The sequence below is a fragment of the Bradyrhizobium sp. McL0615 genome (assembly GCF_049993905.1).
Taxonomy (GTDB): Bacteria; Pseudomonadota; Alphaproteobacteria; order Rhizobiales; family Xanthobacteraceae; genus Bradyrhizobium.
In genome coordinates this window covers 3844364-3860579 of the sequence record NZ_CP188254.1, presented here as the reverse complement: position 1 = coordinate 3860579, position 16216 = coordinate 3844364, and the positions used below count along the sequence as shown (strand labels likewise).

The 16216-nt window shown below is 60.3% G+C and carries 15 protein-coding genes and 1 pseudogene; 3 read left to right on the top strand and 13 right to left on the bottom strand.

Features of this window, described 5'->3' with window-relative positions; translation table 11 throughout:
• Nucleotides 1-334: 334 nt before the first annotated feature.
• On the bottom strand, nucleotides 335-544 hold the full coding sequence (locus ACPPVP_RS18145; protein WP_426536658.1) for a helix-turn-helix domain-containing protein: 210 nt from the start codon (nucleotides 542-544) through the stop codon (nucleotides 335-337).
• Between the two features lie 80 nt (nucleotides 545-624).
• Between ACPPVP_RS18145 and ACPPVP_RS18140 the strand changes: the two genes are divergently transcribed.
• Nucleotides 625-1077, top strand: a complete 453-nt coding sequence (locus ACPPVP_RS18140; protein ID WP_426536656.1) for a hypothetical protein — start codon at nucleotides 625-627, stop codon at nucleotides 1075-1077.
• 312 nt (nucleotides 1078-1389) lie between these two features.
• Here ACPPVP_RS18140 and ACPPVP_RS18135 read toward each other — a convergent pair whose 3' ends face one another.
• From ACPPVP_RS18135 to ACPPVP_RS18085, 11 genes are all read right to left on the bottom strand, one after another.
• Entirely contained in the window at nucleotides 1390-2667 is a 1278-nt protein-coding gene (locus ACPPVP_RS18135; RefSeq protein WP_426536654.1) for a TrbI/VirB10 family protein, read from the bottom strand.
• Nucleotides 2664-3689 (bottom strand): P-type conjugative transfer protein TrbG, encoded by a 1026-nt coding sequence (gene trbG, locus ACPPVP_RS18130; RefSeq protein WP_426536652.1) that lies wholly within the window; start codon nucleotides 3687-3689, stop codon nucleotides 2664-2666. The genes ACPPVP_RS18135 and trbG overlap by 4 nt, the downstream gene beginning before the upstream one ends.
• Entirely contained in the window at nucleotides 3686-4390 is a 705-nt protein-coding gene (gene trbF / locus ACPPVP_RS18125) for a conjugal transfer protein TrbF (RefSeq protein ID WP_426536650.1), read from the bottom strand. Before trbF ends, trbG begins: the two co-directional genes overlap by 4 nt.
• A gap of 4 nt (nucleotides 4391-4394) precedes the next feature.
• Nucleotides 4395-5570, bottom strand: a complete 1176-nt coding sequence (trbL, locus tag ACPPVP_RS18120; protein ID WP_426536648.1) for a P-type conjugative transfer protein TrbL — start codon at nucleotides 5568-5570, stop codon at nucleotides 4395-4397.
• 11 nt (nucleotides 5571-5581) lie between these two features.
• Entirely contained in the window at nucleotides 5582-6295 is a 714-nt protein-coding gene (gene trbJ / locus ACPPVP_RS18115; RefSeq protein WP_426536646.1) for a P-type conjugative transfer protein TrbJ, read from the bottom strand.
• A gap of 88 nt (nucleotides 6296-6383) precedes the next feature.
• Nucleotides 6384-8969 (bottom strand): conjugal transfer protein TrbE, encoded by a 2586-nt coding sequence (gene trbE / locus ACPPVP_RS18110; protein ID WP_426536644.1) that lies wholly within the window; start codon nucleotides 8967-8969, stop codon nucleotides 6384-6386.
• On the bottom strand, nucleotides 8963-9220 hold the full coding sequence (locus ACPPVP_RS18105; protein WP_426536642.1) for a VirB3 family type IV secretion system protein: 258 nt from the start codon (nucleotides 9218-9220) through the stop codon (nucleotides 8963-8965). The genes trbE and ACPPVP_RS18105 overlap by 7 nt, the downstream gene beginning before the upstream one ends.
• Nucleotides 9220-9480, bottom strand: a complete 261-nt coding sequence (locus ACPPVP_RS18100) for a TrbC/VirB2 family protein (protein ID WP_426537919.1) — start codon at nucleotides 9478-9480, stop codon at nucleotides 9220-9222. The genes ACPPVP_RS18105 and ACPPVP_RS18100 overlap by 1 nt, the downstream gene beginning before the upstream one ends.
• Nucleotides 9481-9610: 130 nt before the next feature.
• Nucleotides 9611-10594 carry a P-type conjugative transfer ATPase TrbB gene (trbB, locus tag ACPPVP_RS18095; RefSeq protein ID WP_426536640.1) on the bottom strand — a complete coding sequence of 328 codons (984 nt, stop codon included), beginning with the start codon at nucleotides 10592-10594 and terminating at the stop codon, nucleotides 9611-9613.
• Nucleotides 10587-11141 (bottom strand): CopG family transcriptional regulator, encoded by a 555-nt coding sequence (locus ACPPVP_RS18090; protein ID WP_426536638.1) that lies wholly within the window; start codon nucleotides 11139-11141, stop codon nucleotides 10587-10589. Before ACPPVP_RS18090 ends, trbB begins: the two co-directional genes overlap by 8 nt.
• A gap of 11 nt (nucleotides 11142-11152) precedes the next feature.
• Nucleotides 11153-13180 carry a conjugal transfer protein TraG gene (locus tag ACPPVP_RS18085; RefSeq protein WP_426536636.1) on the bottom strand — a complete coding sequence of 676 codons (2028 nt, stop codon included), beginning with the start codon at nucleotides 13178-13180 and terminating at the stop codon, nucleotides 11153-11155.
• Nucleotides 13181-13813: 633 nt separating this feature from the next.
• Here ACPPVP_RS18085 and ACPPVP_RS18080 point away from each other — a divergent pair.
• Nucleotides 13814-14920, top strand: a complete 1107-nt coding sequence (locus tag ACPPVP_RS18080) for a Fic family protein (RefSeq protein ID WP_426536634.1) — start codon at nucleotides 13814-13816, stop codon at nucleotides 14918-14920.
• 188 nt (nucleotides 14921-15108) lie between these two features.
• Here ACPPVP_RS18080 and ACPPVP_RS18075 read toward each other — a convergent pair.
• Nucleotides 15109-15516, bottom strand: a pseudogene (locus ACPPVP_RS18075) (transposase); the annotation flags it as partial.
• 306 nt (nucleotides 15517-15822) lie between these two features.
• On the opposite strand from ACPPVP_RS18075, the gene ACPPVP_RS18070 reads away from it, so the two are divergent.
• Nucleotides 15823-16098 (top strand): hypothetical protein, encoded by a 276-nt coding sequence (locus tag ACPPVP_RS18070; protein WP_426536632.1) that lies wholly within the window; start codon nucleotides 15823-15825, stop codon nucleotides 16096-16098.
• The last annotated feature ends 118 nt before the right edge of the window (nucleotides 16099-16216 follow it).

The following is a 16216-nucleotide window of genomic DNA, read 5'->3' as shown; positions in this document are numbered from 1 at the left end:
CCTCTAAAGGTTAGCTGTGGAGCTGGTCTGACTCATCTTTGCTTTCAGTTCCCGAATTAACCAGCGGCGTCGACGTCAAGCTTAATCGGCGAGTTTCGTTGCGACGGGCGACAAGGCGTCTAGCGTGGCTTCGGTCGCGCCGATGGCGATTAGTCCCCGCCTGAGTACTGTGCGGCTAGGGGTCGCTGCGCTGCCCGTGCGGCGGCCCCGCCCCTTTCACCTGATTGCACCTTCACCGAGGCCGAATGAGAATGTCGGGAGTTCTGATCCTCTTTGTAGCTGCTACCTTTGGGCGGCGTCGCGCCGGCGCAAGCGCGCTTACACGCGACTCAAATTATCGCTTCAATAGGTCGCCCGCCTCCACGCCCAGCGCCTTTGCAAGCTTGCCAAGCATGGTTACCGAAGCACTGTAGGCGCTGGTCTCCAGCTGGCTGATATAGCTTCGATCCACCTTCGCTCGAAAAGAGAGTTCCTCTTGGCTCCAGCCCTTTTCATGCCGGAGCCGCCGAAGGTTCTTTGCAACAACGTCTCGCATCCCGTCCATGACAGACGGCATGCTTCTTGTTGAGCATACTCATCAATTGAGTATACTCAACAAAGAGAACTGCGGTGGCGGTATCCCGTATGAGTAGTCTTGAGATAGTACAGTTAGAGCCATTCGCCGAAGTTGCGGGGAATACCTATCGATTTGGATACCGTACTGTCGGGGTCAGCGACTACGTTTCTGCGGTCGAATTGCCTACCCAAATCGTAGAGCAGACGGTGCTGAAGAGAGCTTCGGTGACCGTGAGGATTGGTCCTGACGGAACGGTGATTTCCCACATGTTACCTTCAAATGCTGCTAACACCATCCCAGATCCACCGACCGACGTCGTGGCGCTCGACGTCCTAGTTCGAAGAGCCCTAAATACTGAAAATCTTCGGATGGAAGAAGCAACTGTTTCTGACCTAAATACCCTTCTGCAGCGACTTGAAGGTTCTGTCAGCCTCGTTAAGGAGGCCATCAGCCAGATATCAAGCGAACCAATTACTCCGGTCCAGATGACGGAAATCTCAAGCTCGCCTCCTCCCTGCTAGCGGAGGATAGGATGCGTCCTTGCTCTTGTTGGGCTCTCCCCCGTTTCTTTCTCGGTAGACTGATTATTGAGACGTCGGGGCGTACCAATCGACAAGTCGTTTGCGCCGCCTGCCCAACTGGCTCGCTTGAAATCCGCATCGCCATCTAGAAACGCTTCCAGCATAAACGGCACGAGATCGGCCACCTATTCCCGTGTACCACAGGTCTCTGCGCAAAAATCGGATCACGAAGCCGAGCCGCGAGGGGTGGCAGCAACGTCGTGCTGAGCTTAACCGGGTACGGTCGGGTAGTTTCGAAAAACTTCATCGGCACTATTTCGCCTTGGCAGCGGCTTGAATGTCCTGATATGGCTCCAGCACCAGATCCTTTGAAACAATCACACGCAACGGCCAGCCTGGTCTCACCGTAATGGTGGGCTGGACATCGAGCTCGCGCTCCACCAGGCGTTGCCCTGCCCGATTGGTCGTTTGCTGCGTACTTTCACGCAGCGCCTTGACCAGATCACTTTCGTCGTTGCCGAGCGAGAGCCGGGTCCCAACACCGATTAGCGTCGCCAGGCCAATCCCCTTGAGCAACTGCCAGGTATGGAAATCGACCTCGTCCTCAAGACCGGCGTAGCCCGCCACATCCGTCGCCGGCAGGTTCTCGATGACGATCGAATTGCCATTGGGCAGGATCAAGCGTGTCCAGACCACCAAGGCGCGCTTCTGACCAAAAGCGACGACGCTGTCGTACTTACCAAAGAGCCTCGTCCCTTGCGGCACCAGAAGGTGCTCGCCGGTCACGGTGTCAAAGACGTTTTCCGTTACCTGAGCGATCGTCGGTCCGGGCAGATCAGAATTCAAACCCGTGATCAGGCTCGCCGGAATGATTGATCCCGCTATGATCGCGTAAGGCGACGGCGCGGCCGCCAGTGCGTGCGGATTGGTCGTTGCCTTGTCGGCTTTGGAGCCAACGAAAGCGAGCTTGCGCGCCTGGGACGATGGAATGATTTCGCCGGAACGGTCGTTCAAGCCCTGGGCCCTTGCAAGGATATCAGCCGTCGCCGGGATGTTATCCACGGGTGCCGGGCGAAATGCCGAAGGCTGCTCGACCGCTGCGGCCGCACTCACGGACTGCTTACGACGATCTTGCTTCTCCGACAGCCGAAACAGCAGGCCTGACTCCTTGGCCTGTTGCGCAATACGAGCCTGACGGATGCGCTCCGCCCGCTCGACATCCTGCTCCGGGTTAGCCTGGAACGGCGTTTCGGATGGGCTTGCCCCTATTTTCTTCTCACTCTCGGCGAAGGCGCGACCGATATCGCCGGGCGACGGTGGGCCGAGTTTGGGCACCAAGTCCTGGTAGGATTTGGGCAGTTTGGTGAGCCCGTCAGCCGTCTGCTTGCGGTCGGTATTGTACAATTCGGTTCGGTCGGGGGGGTTGAACATCCGGGGCGGACTGAGCGCGATAATCGTCGCCCCCGCGATAAACAACGCGACAACCGCGCAGCCAGCCATGAGGCTGCGTTTGTTGAGACGGCGGATCGGTCGCGGCCGGGCGCGCAATTCAAGCCGTTCCGGTGGCAGCTTCTCGGAATTCTCGGTCACGATGTGCGTCCCGCGCCGAAGATCTGTGAGACCGGACGCGCATCGGTGCGAATGATGCGGACCGTGCGCTGCGGATTTTCGCCAAGGCGAAGCTCGGCGGCGCCGAACATCCGGTCGACGATGTAGTAGGATCCGCGCACGCGATAATTGACGAGGTTGGGCCGGCCATCAGAGCCGGCGATGAACAGCGGCGGCGCTTCGCCTTGGGAGAGCCCCGACGGCATCTGAATGAAGACCTTATGGCCATCGTCGAAGGCGCGAAGCGGCCGCCACGGCGGGTCGTCACCCTCGATGCGATAACGGAAGTTCAGGCTATCCAACCGCACGCCGCGATCAGCGACACGTTCCGTAGCTTCCTGCGCCGTCTGGTTCTGCTTATGAAGCACGACCAGGCTATCGGTCGGATAGGTCCAGGAGATCGAAGCCATGTAGGTCTGCTTGGTAGAGACAAGTTCGAGGTGGTAGGTACGCCGGTCGGTTAACACAACGAGATTGGTCTGAATGTCCGGCAGTGTCGGCTTGACCAGGATATGAACCCGCCGTGTGCTTCCCTGCCCGCTGATGGTGTCGGCGATCACCCAGCGCACGGTGTCGCCGGTCGAGACATCGATCAGCTCTTCGGCTGGCTGCAGCACGATGGTGGAGACTTTCTCCGGACTGGTGTAGAGCCGATAAAGCGCGCCTTCGGTCCAGGGATAGACCTGAATCGCATTGATATAGCCTGCCCGGGTCGGCTCGATCCGCGCGGCCTTGTTGGCAGTGGCGACGGCCTGCTCCGGCGGAACCTTCTCGCCTTTCTTGCCTTTGGTCGGCCAAGGCTTGAGTTGGCCAGGCAGGGGCAACACCTTGGGTACCTCGACCACCTGAACCGGCGCAGGCGGATCAATCTCCGGAAGAGCCTTCTCGAAGCTCAACTCATCGTACGGCGCCTCAAGATTCAATTTCGTGGCGCAGCCCCCAAGCGCGAATGCCGCCGCAAGGATGCTCACCGACGCGCGGCTTTTCTTGGCAAAAGACATCATTTTGCGTCTCCGATCAGGTCGCGCGACCAGTTGAGGGAATGAACGTAGAGACCGAGCGGGTTTTTCCGCAGCGTCTCGGCGCTGGTGGGTGGTTTGAGAATGACCGTCACGACGCCGGTGAAGCGCTCGGTTTTCGTGACCGCGCCGTTCTCGTAGGTGCTCTCCATCCAGCGAAGCTCGAAACTGTCGCCGGATGCACGGACAACCGAGATCACGTCGGCGGTTGCGGTTTTGGTGCCGATCTTGGTGAACGGGTCGGTTTCGCGGGCATACTCGTTGAGCGCCTGTGCGCCGCGATCTGTGACAAAGTCATACGCCCGAAGCCAGTTCATCCGCACGATGACCGGGTCAATCGACAGCGAGCGGACGTTTTCGACGAAGCGCGCCAGGAAGTGCGCGATCTGGGCATCGGTCGGCCGGTAGGTTTCAAATGCCGGACCAACCGCGCGCACCTCGCCCAGACGATCAACCTCGACCACGTACGGCACGACGCGGGACCGGCCGATCAACGCCGATAGCGTGAGACCCAACACCGTTGAAAGTGCTGTCGCGGCCAGAGCCGCAATCCGCCAGTTGCTGGCTTGCACGCGGGCTGAGCCCATCCGCTCGTCCCAGACCTGCTGCGCCTTCTGGTAGGGCGTAACCGGTTGCGGCGTGGCGCCGTAACGCACGGAGGGACGATGAAAGGGATGTGACGCCATACCCTCAGTCCTCCCCCAGCTTGGGACCGGAAGAGTGACCTCCTTTGTCGCCTTCCTTCAGACTTTGGCCGACAACTCGCGCCGCATCCTTGACCTGCTGCCCTCGGCGGAATTGGCTGGCGAGACCCGACGGCTTGCCACTGGTTGAAGCAGAATCATCACGGCCCGGCATACCCGAACTTGCAGGCTGAGAAGCCTGATGAGCGGCATCTGCAGCCGAACTAGCCCCGCTTGCCGATCTGCCGGCAAGTGACGCTGCGGAACGGAGCGCGCCCATTGAGCCACCCGCGGCCATCCGCAATCCGCCCATCGCGAGCGCACCACCACCGATGGCGACCGCCGCCGCGCCCGCCACCGTGCCGGCGGCTGCACCCGCGCCGAGTTGAGGCGCGCCCGACACCAGACCTGCGGCGATGCCTGGCCCAAAGATACCGAGGCCGAACAAGGAAAGCGCAGCGAGCAGCAGGCTCATGGCGGAAACAATGTCGACCGGCCGAGTCAGCGTTCTGGAAAGCTCACCGAAGATGGTCGATCCGATGCCGATGATAATCGCAAGCACCATCACCTTGACGCCGGACGCGATTACATTGCCGAGCGTCTTTTCCGCCAAGAAAGACGTCTTCCGCCAGAGCGCGAACGGAACCAGGATGAAGCTTGCAAGCGTTGTCAGCTTGAACTCGATCAAGGTGACGAACAACTGCACCGACAGGATGAAGAATGCGAGTACGATCACGATCCAGCAGAACAGCAGGATCAAAATCGTGGGCAGATTGGCAAGCATCTCGAAGCCCAAGAACTGGCCTGTTTCCTCGAGCAGTGGATGCGCAGCGGTGAATCCTGTCGAGGCCACAAAGCCCGGCCGCATCAGATCCGCCGCACTCAGCGACCCGCCGCTTGCTTTCAGCCCGATGCTTGAGAACGAGCTGAAGACGATGCCGGCAAGCGACCTGAAATTGCCAATGATGAAGGCGAATGCCCCGACATAGAGCACCTTCTTGGCAAGCGTGACCATGATGTGATCGTCGGCACGCAGGCTCCACGCTAGGCCCGCAAGGGTCAAATCGATGACAACCAGCGTTGAGCTCAGAAACGCGACGTCACCGCCGAGAATTCCAAACCCGGAATCGATATAGCGCGAGAATGTATCGGTGAAACGGTCGATGACCGCAAGATCAGCCATGGCCCTCTCCTCTAGCGTCCGCCCGTGTAAGCGCGGCCGTCTCCGATAAAGCGAGAAAACCGCTCGCGCCCGGCCTCCGCCGAGGCCTGCTGCTCGACCGCTCGCAGGGCTTCGGCCCGGGATTGGGTCGCGAGCAGTGCCTGGGCCTGCAGCGACTGCTTGACCTGAAGCGCCAGTAACTCGTTGCCGGATTGCTGGGCCTGCAGGGAACCGATGGCGCCTGAGGAATTCGCCATCAGAGTACGCAGCGTCTGCCCGTCCTGATCGAGCGTCGAGGCAATCGTCGCCTGTGTGACGAGCGTTTGCTTCAGTGCCTGATACGTGTTGTCCCACCGGGCTGTCGCGTCCTGCACCATCCGGTCCGAGGAAACGGCCGCAGTATATTGGCGCGGATAAAGCCGTTGAAATTCGCTCTGGGTTTTCTGAACGTCGAACGAAATGCCCTTGGCCTGGACGATCAGACTGTTGATCTCGTTGATCTTCGAGTTGAGTTGGCCGACGACGCTGCCTGGCAGGCTCGTCAGATTCCTGGCGCCGTTGATCAGCATCTGCGCCTCGTTTTCGAGACTCCTGACCTGATTGTTGATCTGATCCAGTGCCCGCGCGGCGGTCAGAATATTCTGGCTGTAGTTCGACGGATCGAACACGACGACTTGGGCTCTGACTCGGAGCGATCCATTAGCTGTCACGGCCAGCGCCAGTCCGATTGCGAAGACGTTGGCCAATATTCTTCGTGGAAACGTTTTGCCAGGTCGCTTTACCAGCATCAGCTGTACTCCGTACTCGAGGAAGGACTTCTGGCGACACGTGGGATCACGCGTCCCTGACATTTTCGAACGTGCCGATCAGATTTGCGGCCCACTGCAGATCGCGGGCAGCGAGGTAGCTTTTCGCAAACTGGCCGGGGCCGAATTTGGCGAAAAGTGCTCCGATCAGACGCTGATCCTCAGGCGATGACGCCGCCGCAAACGCGAGCGCGACCGGACCAAGCCCTAGCTCGAACAGGCGATTGCCGGCGCGCGACTGCAGGTAATAATCCCGCTTCGGGAAGGCTTCCGCGATCAGACGCACCTGCGCGTCGTTCAGACCGAAACGGCGGTAGGTTTCCGACTGGGTAGGCTCGAGCGCCCGGGGATTTGGCAGAAATATCCGGGTTGGGCAGGATTCAATGATGGCCGGCGCAATCTGGCTATCGGCAATGTCGCTGAGTGACTGGGTCGCGAAGACGACGGCGACGTTCTTCTTGCGGAGCGTCTTCAGCCATTCGCGGATGCGGTCGGCGAACAACGGATCGTCCAGGAACAACCACGCCTCATCCAGCACCAGAAGCGTCGGACGACCATCAAATCGCGCCTCGAGCGCATGAAACAGGTAGGTCAGCACGGGCGCCACCAGTCCCGGCAGCGCCATCAGCTCTTCCATCTCGAACGTCAGCACATCGGCGCTGGATAGCCTGTCCGCGTCGGCATCAAGAAAGCGCCCGTAAGGCCCTTCCAGCGTGTAAGGCGTCAGCGCCTGACGCAGGGCGTCGCGTGCCAATAGCGCTACAAGGCCGGTCATGGTGCGCTCGGCAACAGGTGCCGAGCCAAGGCTCTTCAAGGCCGACCAGGTTGTCTCCTTGACCTCGGGCGTGATCAGGACCCGTTCATGGGCGAGAACGCCACACAACCAGTCAAGCGCCCAGAGCCGCGCTCCCTCGTCATCGACATCCCGGAGTGGCTGGAACGCAAGCCCACCCTTCACTCCCAACTCATACCAGGCGCCGCCGAGTCCAAGTGTTGCTGCGCGGGCCGACCGACCTTTGTCGAAGATCACAAGCTGGGATCTTTGGTAGCGGCGGAATTGAAGCGCCAGCACCGACAGCAGGACGGATTTGCCCGCACCCGTTGGACCAACGATCAGGCTGTGGCCGACATCGCCGACATGCAACGTCAGGCGAAACGGCGTCGCGCCCTTGGTCTTGGCCAGGAGTAGCGGCGGTCCGTCCAGATGTTCGCAGCGCGCCTCTCCTGCCCAGACAGCAGACAAAGGACACATATGGGCAAGATTGAGGGTGTGGACGATCGGCTGGCGCAGGTTCGCGTAGGCCTGCCCCGGCAGGCTGCCGAGCCAGGCTTCCACCGCGTTGACATTCTCCCGGATGGTGGTGAAGCCGCGGCTATTGATGGCGCGTTCCACCGCTCGGATCTTCTCGTCGGCGGCATAGGAATCTTCGTCGTGAACGGTGACTGATGTCGTGATGTAGCCGAACGCCACAAGGTCATCGCCGAGTTCCTGGAGCGCCGCGTCCGCGTCCACCGCCTTGTTATCCGCATCCGTGTCGAGCAACGCTGCCTGCTCGTTGAACATCACCTCTTTCACGATCGCAGCCACGGATTTGCGCTTGGCGAACCATTGCCGCCGATAGCGTGAAAGTGCGGCCTGCGCTTGCGTCCGGTCGAGCGGCAGGAAACGCGTGGCCCACCGGTAAGCGACGCCAAGCCGGTTCAAATCGTCGAGCACCCCCGGAAACGTGACGGCCGGAAAGCCCAGAACGGTTACGGTGCGCAAATGGCTGCGGCCGATCGCTGGCGAGAGACCGCCGGTCAGGGGCTCATCGCAAAGGAATGCGTCGAGATAGGCCGGTATCCCGGGAACTTTGACGGGATGCCGCTTCGTCGACACACAGCTGTGCAGATAGGTCAGCGTGTCCTGGTCGTCGAGCGGCGCAATTTCCGGCAGGACCGACGAGAGCAGATCGATGGCTCTGTCGGTCTCCTGAACGAAGCCTTCCAGTTGCTTCTGGTACCCGCCCGTCCGTGCGGCGGGTTGCGGCGGTTGACTGTCTCGTGAGCTATCACGTCCCGGCGCGTTGTGGTCGGCCCGGTGCTGCGAGCGATGGGTCCTTCTCCCAAATAAGCGAGATAACCGGTTCGAACCAAACGTTTGATGGCCCGGATTTTCGAGAAACAGAGCTTCCAGCTTTGAGACCCGCTCCACCGGCGGCAGATACATCAATGTGAGATGCGCGATGCTCTCAAAATGTTGGCCGCCGGGGCCCGAAGGGTCGTCCCATGCCTCGTCGACTGTTCCTTCAAAGGACGCGCGTCGCTCCTCATCGACCAGCCAGGATACCGCATCGGGAAATTGCGACCGCGGGTATTCCGAGGCCGGGACGCGGGTGGCATCGAAGAACAGCGCCCAGCCCGAGCCAAATCTTTTCAGAACGTTGTTGACACGGGATGCGGCGCTCATCAATTCCGCTTCGGTTGCGCTGTCGAGATCAGGACCGCGATAGCGAACCGTCCGCTGGAAACTGCCGTCCTTGTTCAGGACAATCCCGGGTGCAATCAGACAGGCCCAGGGCAACCAATCGGCCAGCCGATGGGCGTGGGAACGGAACTCGCGCAAATTCAGCATGCAAGCCATCCCTTGTGCTTGGTGTGGCGGACAGCGACGTCGACAAAGGCCGGATCGCGCTTGGCCAGCCAGACGGCGATGCCGTGCCCGACGATCCAGAGCACCAGGCCCGCGAGCCAGAGCCGTAAGCCGAGCGCAAGCACAGCCGATATCGTGCCAAGCAGGATCGCCGCGGCGCGCGGCGCACCTCCGATCAAGATCGGCTCGGTCAGCGAGCGGTGAAGAACAAGTTCAAAACCGTCGGGCCGCATCAGATCAGCGCTCCGCCGCCGAATGAAAAGAACGACAGAAAGAACGAGCTTGCCGCAAAGGCGATGGACAAGCCGAACACGACCTGGACCATCTTCCGAAAGCCGCCGGACGTATCGCCAAAGGCGAGCGAGATCCCGGTCACCGTGATGATGATGACAGCTACGATCTTCGCGACCGGCCCCTGCACGGATTCCAGAATGCGCTCGAGCGGCGCTTCCCACGGCATGCCAGAGCCCGCCGCCCACGCCGCCGAGGCCATCAACAACGTAACGATGGCGCCGACGCCGAAGCCGATGATGACAGGTTGGGCAACATGGCGAAGCCATCCAAAGCACCCACGCGCGGCTGAGACGTGAAGTTTTGATGTCATGGCTCTCTCCAGATTCCGATCAGGGATGGTTGACGGGGTTCGGCAGGCCGGGCGGTATCTCCAGGACATAGTCGCCGGAAAGATCGAGGCCTTTGACCTCGATGGTCGTCTCGATACGACGCCCGGGACCCCGGCCCTTGATGAAGACGACGAGATCGATCGCTTCCGCGACAAGCCGGCGTGGAACGGTCGTCACGGCCTCCTGGATCAGTTGCTCGATCCGATAGAGCGCCGCGCGCGCGGAGTTGGCGTGCACGGTTGCGATCCCACCGGGATGGCCGGTGTTCCAGGCTTTCAGCATGTCGAGGGCTTCCCCTCCCCGGACCTCACCCACGACGATCCGGTCCGGGCGCAGCCGTAAGGTGGAGCGCACCAGATCGGCGAGCGTTGCGACGCCGGGCTTGGTTCTGAGCGCGACCGCGTCCTTGGCGTCGCATCGAAGTTCGCGGGTGTCTTCGATAATGACGACGCGCTGGTCGAGGCCCGCGACCTCGGCCAGCAGGGCATTGGCGAGCGTGGTCTTGCCCGAGCCGGTCCCGCCAGCGACCAGGATGTTTCGCCCCTGCGCAACCGCCTCACTGAGGATCCTGGCCATCGCGGGCGAAGCAATCTGCGAACTGACATAGTCCGAGAGACGGAAGGTGGTCGTGGCGGGCTTGCGAATGGCAAAGCAGGCCGCAAGCGCCACCGGTGGCAGCAGTCCCTCGAACCGTTCGCCGGTTTCTGGCAGTTCAGCCGAAACGATCGGAAACGACCCGCTGGCCTCGGCGCGGACGTGACTTGCAACGAGCCGGATGATCCGCTCGGCTTCGTTGGGTGTCAGGACCACGCCGGTGTCGGCCCGCCCGGAACCGTGACGGTCGAGCCATAGCCGGCCGTCGGGATTGACCAGAACTTCAACCACGTCCGGTTCATCGAGCGCCAAGGCAATTGCCGGTCCCATGGCGGTACGCAGCATGTTACGGCGACGCTCTCTGGTTTCGGGCGAGAGGAGATCAGACATTGCCGATCCCCTCTCGTCCTTCCGGAGAATGCTCCGGCGGCTCACCCGTCGCCTCACCGGCACGGGATTCGGCTTCGGTTACAACTGCCGCCTGGCCCAGCGGCGCGCCCTCCTCCAGATTCCGCAAAAACAGATCAGGATTGGAGCTATTGACCCGCTCCATCACGTCGGCGACAAGCCGGCCCCCCGAAGCGACACGTTTGCCGATCTGTGCGACGAACATCTCGAAGCGCTCGCGTCCCAAGGCCCGCGCGGCGTCCTGGTCGCCCGACGGCAATGGGGGCGTAATGGTGAGGTAGTAGCGGACAAAGACAGCAATGGTTTCAGCCGTGATCGAGAGATCGCGCTCGATCTGACCAAACTGCCGGCTCATGCGGTCGAGACGCCGCACCAGGGCTGCATCGCCGCTTTGGTCGCGCTCCGGATTAAGAAAGCGGTCGAGTGCTGCATCGACGATTGCTGACTTGTTGGTTCCTGGTCGGTTGGCCGCCAGCGTGAGGCGTTCGGCAACATGGTCGGAGAGGTAGACGGACAGTTTCGGTTTCATCGCTTGGCCCATCAAAAAGCTGGAAGAAGATCGTCGTCGTCGCGCGTCACCGCATGGGCCCGACGAACCGTGGCCGTGTCGCTAGCTGCGCGCTGCACCTGGTTGCCATCGGACGCCACGTCGGAATCGTCTTCAAAGAGGCTTTCCTCGTCGAAAGAAATCTCGCCCACGCCAGGCGCAGGTTCATCGAACGGGGCCAGCTGCTGTTTGAGCCCACCCTCCGCCTCGGAGTCCTGCATCAGGTCGCGAAACGGAAGCGTTGCCAGCTGAAGATCGACCTGCTTTCGCTGATTCTGCCAATCATGGGGTCTCGTTGGTGGGCAATCGGGGTAAAGGCCGCCAACCAGCCGTGGCGCCGGAAGGACCCGTGCGCTGAGGTTTACGTCCTCATAGTGCCTCAGCTTTTGGGCGCGGACAGGCGCAAGCCCGGACACGAGAACGATTGCCTCACCGTGGGGGAGTTGCATCACCTCCCCCGGTGTCAGCAGCGGCCGTGCAGTCTCCTGCCGGCTGACCATGACATGGCCGAGCCAGGGCGCGAGCCGATGGCCGGCATAGTTGCGTTGAGCCCGCAGTTCCGTGGCGGTGCCCAATGCATCCGAGATGCGCTTTGCTGTACGCTCGTCGTTGGCGGCGAACGCAATCCGCACGTGGCAGTTGTCGAGGATGGCGTTGTTTTCACCATAGGCCTTGACGATCTGATTCAGAGACTGGGCGATCAGGTAGGCTCGAATACCGTAGCCCGCCATGAACGCCAGCGCGCTTTCGAAGAAATCAAGCCGCCCCAGCGCCGGGAACTCGTCGAGCATCATCAATAGTTGGCGTTGCCCCGCCGCTCCGTCATTTGTGTTCAACGTTTCGGTAAGACGCCGGCCAATCTGATTGAGGATCAGCCTGATCAATGGCTTGGTGCGGCTGATGTCGGAGGGCGGCACCACGAGATAGAGCGTGACTGGCCTGTCTGCGGCGACGAGGTCCGCAATCCGCCAGTCGCAGGCCTCGGTATTGCGGCCGATGGTCGGATCCCGGTAGAGGCCGAGGAAACTTACCGCGGTCGACAGCACGCCGGAGCGTTCATTCTCGGACTTGTTGAGCAATTCCCGCGCGGTTGCCGCGACTACGGGATGAACCTTCGGTGTCTCCTTGGTGCCAAGATGGTTGGTCGCCATCATGATCCGTAATGTCTTCTCGAACGATTGGGCGGGGTCAGCAAGGATTTCGGTGACGCGGGTGAGAGTCTTGTTCTCCTCGGCGTACAGAACGTGGAGGATCACCCCGACCAGCAACGCATGGCTGGTTTTTTCCCAATGGGTACGACGCTCAAGCGCGCCTTCAGGATCGACAAGGATGTCGGCAATGTTCTGAACGTCCCGGACTTCGGCAGTACCCTTGCGCACCTCAAGCAGCGGATTGTACCGAGCACTTCGTGTGTCGGTCGGATCGAACAGCAAACAATGCGAGAAGCGCGATCGCCAACCGGCAGTCAGGTGCCAGTTCTCGCCCTTGATATCGTGAACCACGGCCGACGAGGTCCAGGAGAGCAAGGTCGGAAGCACCAGACCGACACCCTTACCCGAGCGCGTCGGCGCAAAGCACATCACATGTTCCGGGCCGTCATGGCGGAGATAGTTGTCGTCGATACGACCAAGGAAAACGCCCTTGGCCCGGAATAGGCCAGCGCCGGCGATCTCGCTTGGCGTCGCCCAGCGCGCCGAGCCGTAGGTCGTGACCAGTTGATTTTGCCGGGCGCGCCATACGGAATTGACGACCGCAAATAGCGCGCCCGCCATTCCACCACCAGCAGACATGGCGCCGGCACGCTCGAAGATCTCGGGCGCGTACGCTTCGTAGGCGTACCACCACTCGAACAGCCGCCATGGCAGATAGACCGGATAGCCCGACAGCGTAAACCAGGGCGAGCCAAGGCCGTCCTGATAGCCGAGCGCGCTGGCCGTCCACTGCGTCGCGCCCCATGTCGAGGTGAAGACGATGCTGAAGACGACGGCGATCTGGCCGATGTAAATTTTTGCCGGAAACATTTTCCGCCCCACTCACCGCGAAACGAACGCAACGAGATGAAAAGCGGGAGTAAGGCGAGTATTCAACCGGAATAAAAATCGTCAGCGGCAACGAGATCTGCGCCGATCCAACTCATTGATGAAAGGTCATCGATGCGGCAATTTCAGCGTGGTTGAGGAAGTACCTCAATAGAACGTGAACGACATGATCAAACTGGACCAATCATCGAGCCCGCTCGGTTGCTCTACACACGAGGCCGTGCGCAAGCAGGAAACGAATCGAATGAACCTGTTCGAGCGTTCGTTAAGTTTCGATTTGCGGATCAACGGAGGTTCGAAAGCGGATCCGGTTATTCTCACTCCCCGAAACGCGCATAACTGCAGGCGAACGAACCACCCGTTCTGCAATCACTGTCGTCTCGCCGACGGCCCATCAGCCAAAGCACCGCGGTGCGAGTCATCGCAAGAACGTTTGAGTGCCGGTGGCCAAATTGGAGTACGGAAAAGCATCGCTCAAGCCGTCCATCGGGACCGCCACAGCCACCGGGTCAAACCGGTGCGGTGAATAGCTCCCTATTCTCCGCAGAATTTACGGGAAATTATCCTTGCGGATGCGGAGAATAGCTGCCATATTCTCCGCAAAGGGTGCGGAGAATGTTAGCTTATATCCATCAACAGCCTGATTGGCCTCGCTTTTCTTGGAATTCAGACGCCTTGGCAAGGCCGCTTGCGGCGGTTCGGCTGCGGCAGGGGCAGCTTATCGGCCGGATGCAGGGATTGGGCTTTCCCCAACAGGAAGAGGCTGTCCTGACCACCCTGACCGAAGAAGTCCTCAAGTCCAGCGAAATCGAGGGAGAAAAACTCGACAAGGACGCAGTGCGCTCATCGCTCGCGCGGCGGCTCGGCATGGACGTAGGCGCCTTGCCGTCGGCGGACCGCAATGTCGAAGGCATTGTCGAGATGATGCTCGACGCCACTCAAAGATTCAAAGCCGCCCTTACGGCAGAGAGACTCTTCGGCTGGCATGCGTCGCTCTTTCCGACGGGTCGCAGCAACATGAAGAAGATCACTGTGGGCGCCTGGCGCAGCGCGTCGGCAGGACCTATGCAGGTCGTCTCCGGCGATTACGGACGTGAGCGCGTGCACTACGAGGCACCGCCCGCCGCAACGGTTGACGCTGACATGACCGCATTTCTTGACTGGTACAACACCGAGGAGAAGATCGATCCGATCATCAAGGCCGCAATCGCGCATCTTTGGTTCGTGACCATCCATCCCTTCGAGGACGGCAACGGACGTATCGCGCGCGCCATCGCCGACATGTCGCTGGCCCGCTCTGAAGGAATTCCGCAGCGCTTCTACAGCATGTCCGCCCAGATCCGCGCAGAGCGGAAGACGTACTACGAGATGCTTGAGAGCATTCAGAAGGGTGACCTCAATATCACGCCGTGGCTTGAGTGGTTCTTAGGCTGTCTCGACCGCGCCTTCAGTGGGGCAGAGACCATTCTCGCAACCGTGCTGGAAAAGGCGGAGTTCTGGAAACGGCTTGCCACCGCAAAGATCAATGATCGGCAGCGCGACATGCTGAATCGTGTACTGGACGGTTTCGAAGGCAAGCTGACATCGAGCAAATGGGCTGCAATTGAGAAATGCTCGCCCGACACGGCTTTGCGCGACATTCTGGACCTCGTTGATCAGGGCATCCTCGCCAAGGACAAAGGTGGAGGCCGAAGTACAAGCTACTCCCTCGCGTCCTCTTGAATGCTGCTGCAACTCGTCAGATGAAGGCACTCCGGTCTTGGCGCGCCCGAGGCACGCCTCGAGTTGAGAAGCGTCCGCTCCGGTGGCACCAGAACGCGGGAGCAAGTTGTACTATCTCCGCAAGGAAAGTATAACCATCAGCGACTTCGGCATCTTAGGACGTGGACTCGTTAGCGCGCAGCCACGGCCTGATTGCGAGCGCGATAGAGGCACGAGCTGAAGCAGATCGGATCCCTGCGATTGCTTTTCGGCGGAATGTCGGCCCACGCGCCCTATTTCATGGCAAGCTCCCTGATCCAGTCTGCGTCATAACCTAGGTCGGCAAGCAGCATTGATCCGGATTTGAGACGAGACAGCAGTTTTCCGGCAAGTCGAACATCGTGGACCTCGCCGGGGCTCAACGCCAACCGCACCGGCAAACCCTTGCTATCGACCACCGTGTGGATTTTGCTCGTCAAGCCGCCTCGTGACCTTTTCCCATCGACTGACGCTGATTCCTCGTTATGCAGGCTCCATGCTGACGCACGGACAATGGAGGTGTCGATCATCTGGACCGCGGCATCATGGGCGGTGGCAAGCGCGCGCAAGGCATCCGCGTTGATACTGTCAAGAAGTTCATCAACGCTGACATGGCGCCGAGAGTTCTGATCCGCCCGCGCTGCAAATAAGCTTAAAGTGATTTTTCGCGAGCGAGCTGATGTCCGGCTCTGGCACTTAACGGACGTGCTGCGGCAGTTTTCCAATGCCCGCTGATGGAGGGTGAACAGACCTAAACCAGCCGCGTCCGAAGGTCGCCTTTTGACCCAACTCGGACATCGCTCCTCTGGCTTTCGGACCGCAACGGCCTAGAATAGATTGGCGGTGGTCGGGCTTTCGCGCCGACTTATCGGGAGTGATGCGGTGTGTTTTCCTTTTTGTTTGCATTTCTAATTATTGGCGCAGTTACAACTCTAGCAATCTTTGGTTCGGAACGGTGGGGAGCTGGTTTCCTAATTCTTCTGGGGTTCGCCTTAGTCAGCGGTTGGATGTTTCGCCGCATCACCGGCCCAATCCACGATAACAGCCCGATGGGTGGATTTGGCTCTTATCTCGCCCATGAATTTTTAAGCGGTTATCTAATTGCCGTGGCGGTTTCTTTGGCCGGTCTGCTTTGGTATCGCGCTAGAACTCCAAGATAATAGCTGTCGTCCGGTTAGGCCCTAACCCGGCCTTAGGGCCTCGTCATTTTAAGATGTGTAATGTCGCCCTTTGGCACCTTTGAGACATGCCCGCCTATCCTGAGAATGTCCGTTCACC

Bases quoted from the DNA above. Each gene is read 5' to 3' on its own strand.
- ACPPVP_RS18145 (WP_426536658.1), bottom strand. From the start codon at position 544: ATGGACGGGATGCGAGACGTTGTTGCAAAGAACCTTCGGCGGCTCCGG.
- ACPPVP_RS18140 (WP_426536656.1), top strand. From the start codon at position 625: ATGAGTAGTCTTGAGATAGTACAGTTAGAGCCATTCGCCGAAGTTGCG.
- trbG (WP_426536652.1), bottom strand. From the start codon at position 3,689: ATGATGTCTTTTGCCAAGAAAAGCCGCGCGTCGGTGAGCATCCTTGCG.
- trbF (WP_426536650.1), bottom strand. From the start codon at position 4,390: ATGGCGTCACATCCCTTTCATCGTCCCTCCGTGCGTTACGGCGCCACG.
- trbL (WP_426536648.1), bottom strand. From the start codon at position 5,570: ATGGCTGATCTTGCGGTCATCGACCGTTTCACCGATACATTCTCGCGC.
- trbE (WP_426536644.1), bottom strand. From the start codon at position 8,969: ATGCTGAATTTGCGCGAGTTCCGTTCCCACGCCCATCGGCTGGCCGAT.
- ACPPVP_RS18105 (WP_426536642.1), bottom strand. From the start codon at position 9,220: ATGCGGCCCGACGGTTTTGAACTTGTTCTTCACCGCTCGCTGACCGAG.
- ACPPVP_RS18100 (WP_426537919.1), bottom strand. From the start codon at position 9,480: ATGGCCTCGGCGGCGTGGGCGGCGGGCTCTGGCATGCCGTGGGAAGCG.
- trbB (WP_426536640.1), bottom strand. From the start codon at position 10,594: ATGTCTGATCTCCTCTCGCCCGAAACCAGAGAGCGTCGCCGTAACATG.
- ACPPVP_RS18090 (WP_426536638.1), bottom strand. From the start codon at position 11,141: ATGAAACCGAAACTGTCCGTCTACCTCTCCGACCATGTTGCCGAACGC.
- ACPPVP_RS18085 (WP_426536636.1), bottom strand. From the start codon at position 13,180: ATGTTTCCGGCAAAAATTTACATCGGCCAGATCGCCGTCGTCTTCAGC.
- ACPPVP_RS18080 (WP_426536634.1), top strand. From the start codon at position 13,814: ATGTTAGCTTATATCCATCAACAGCCTGATTGGCCTCGCTTTTCTTGG.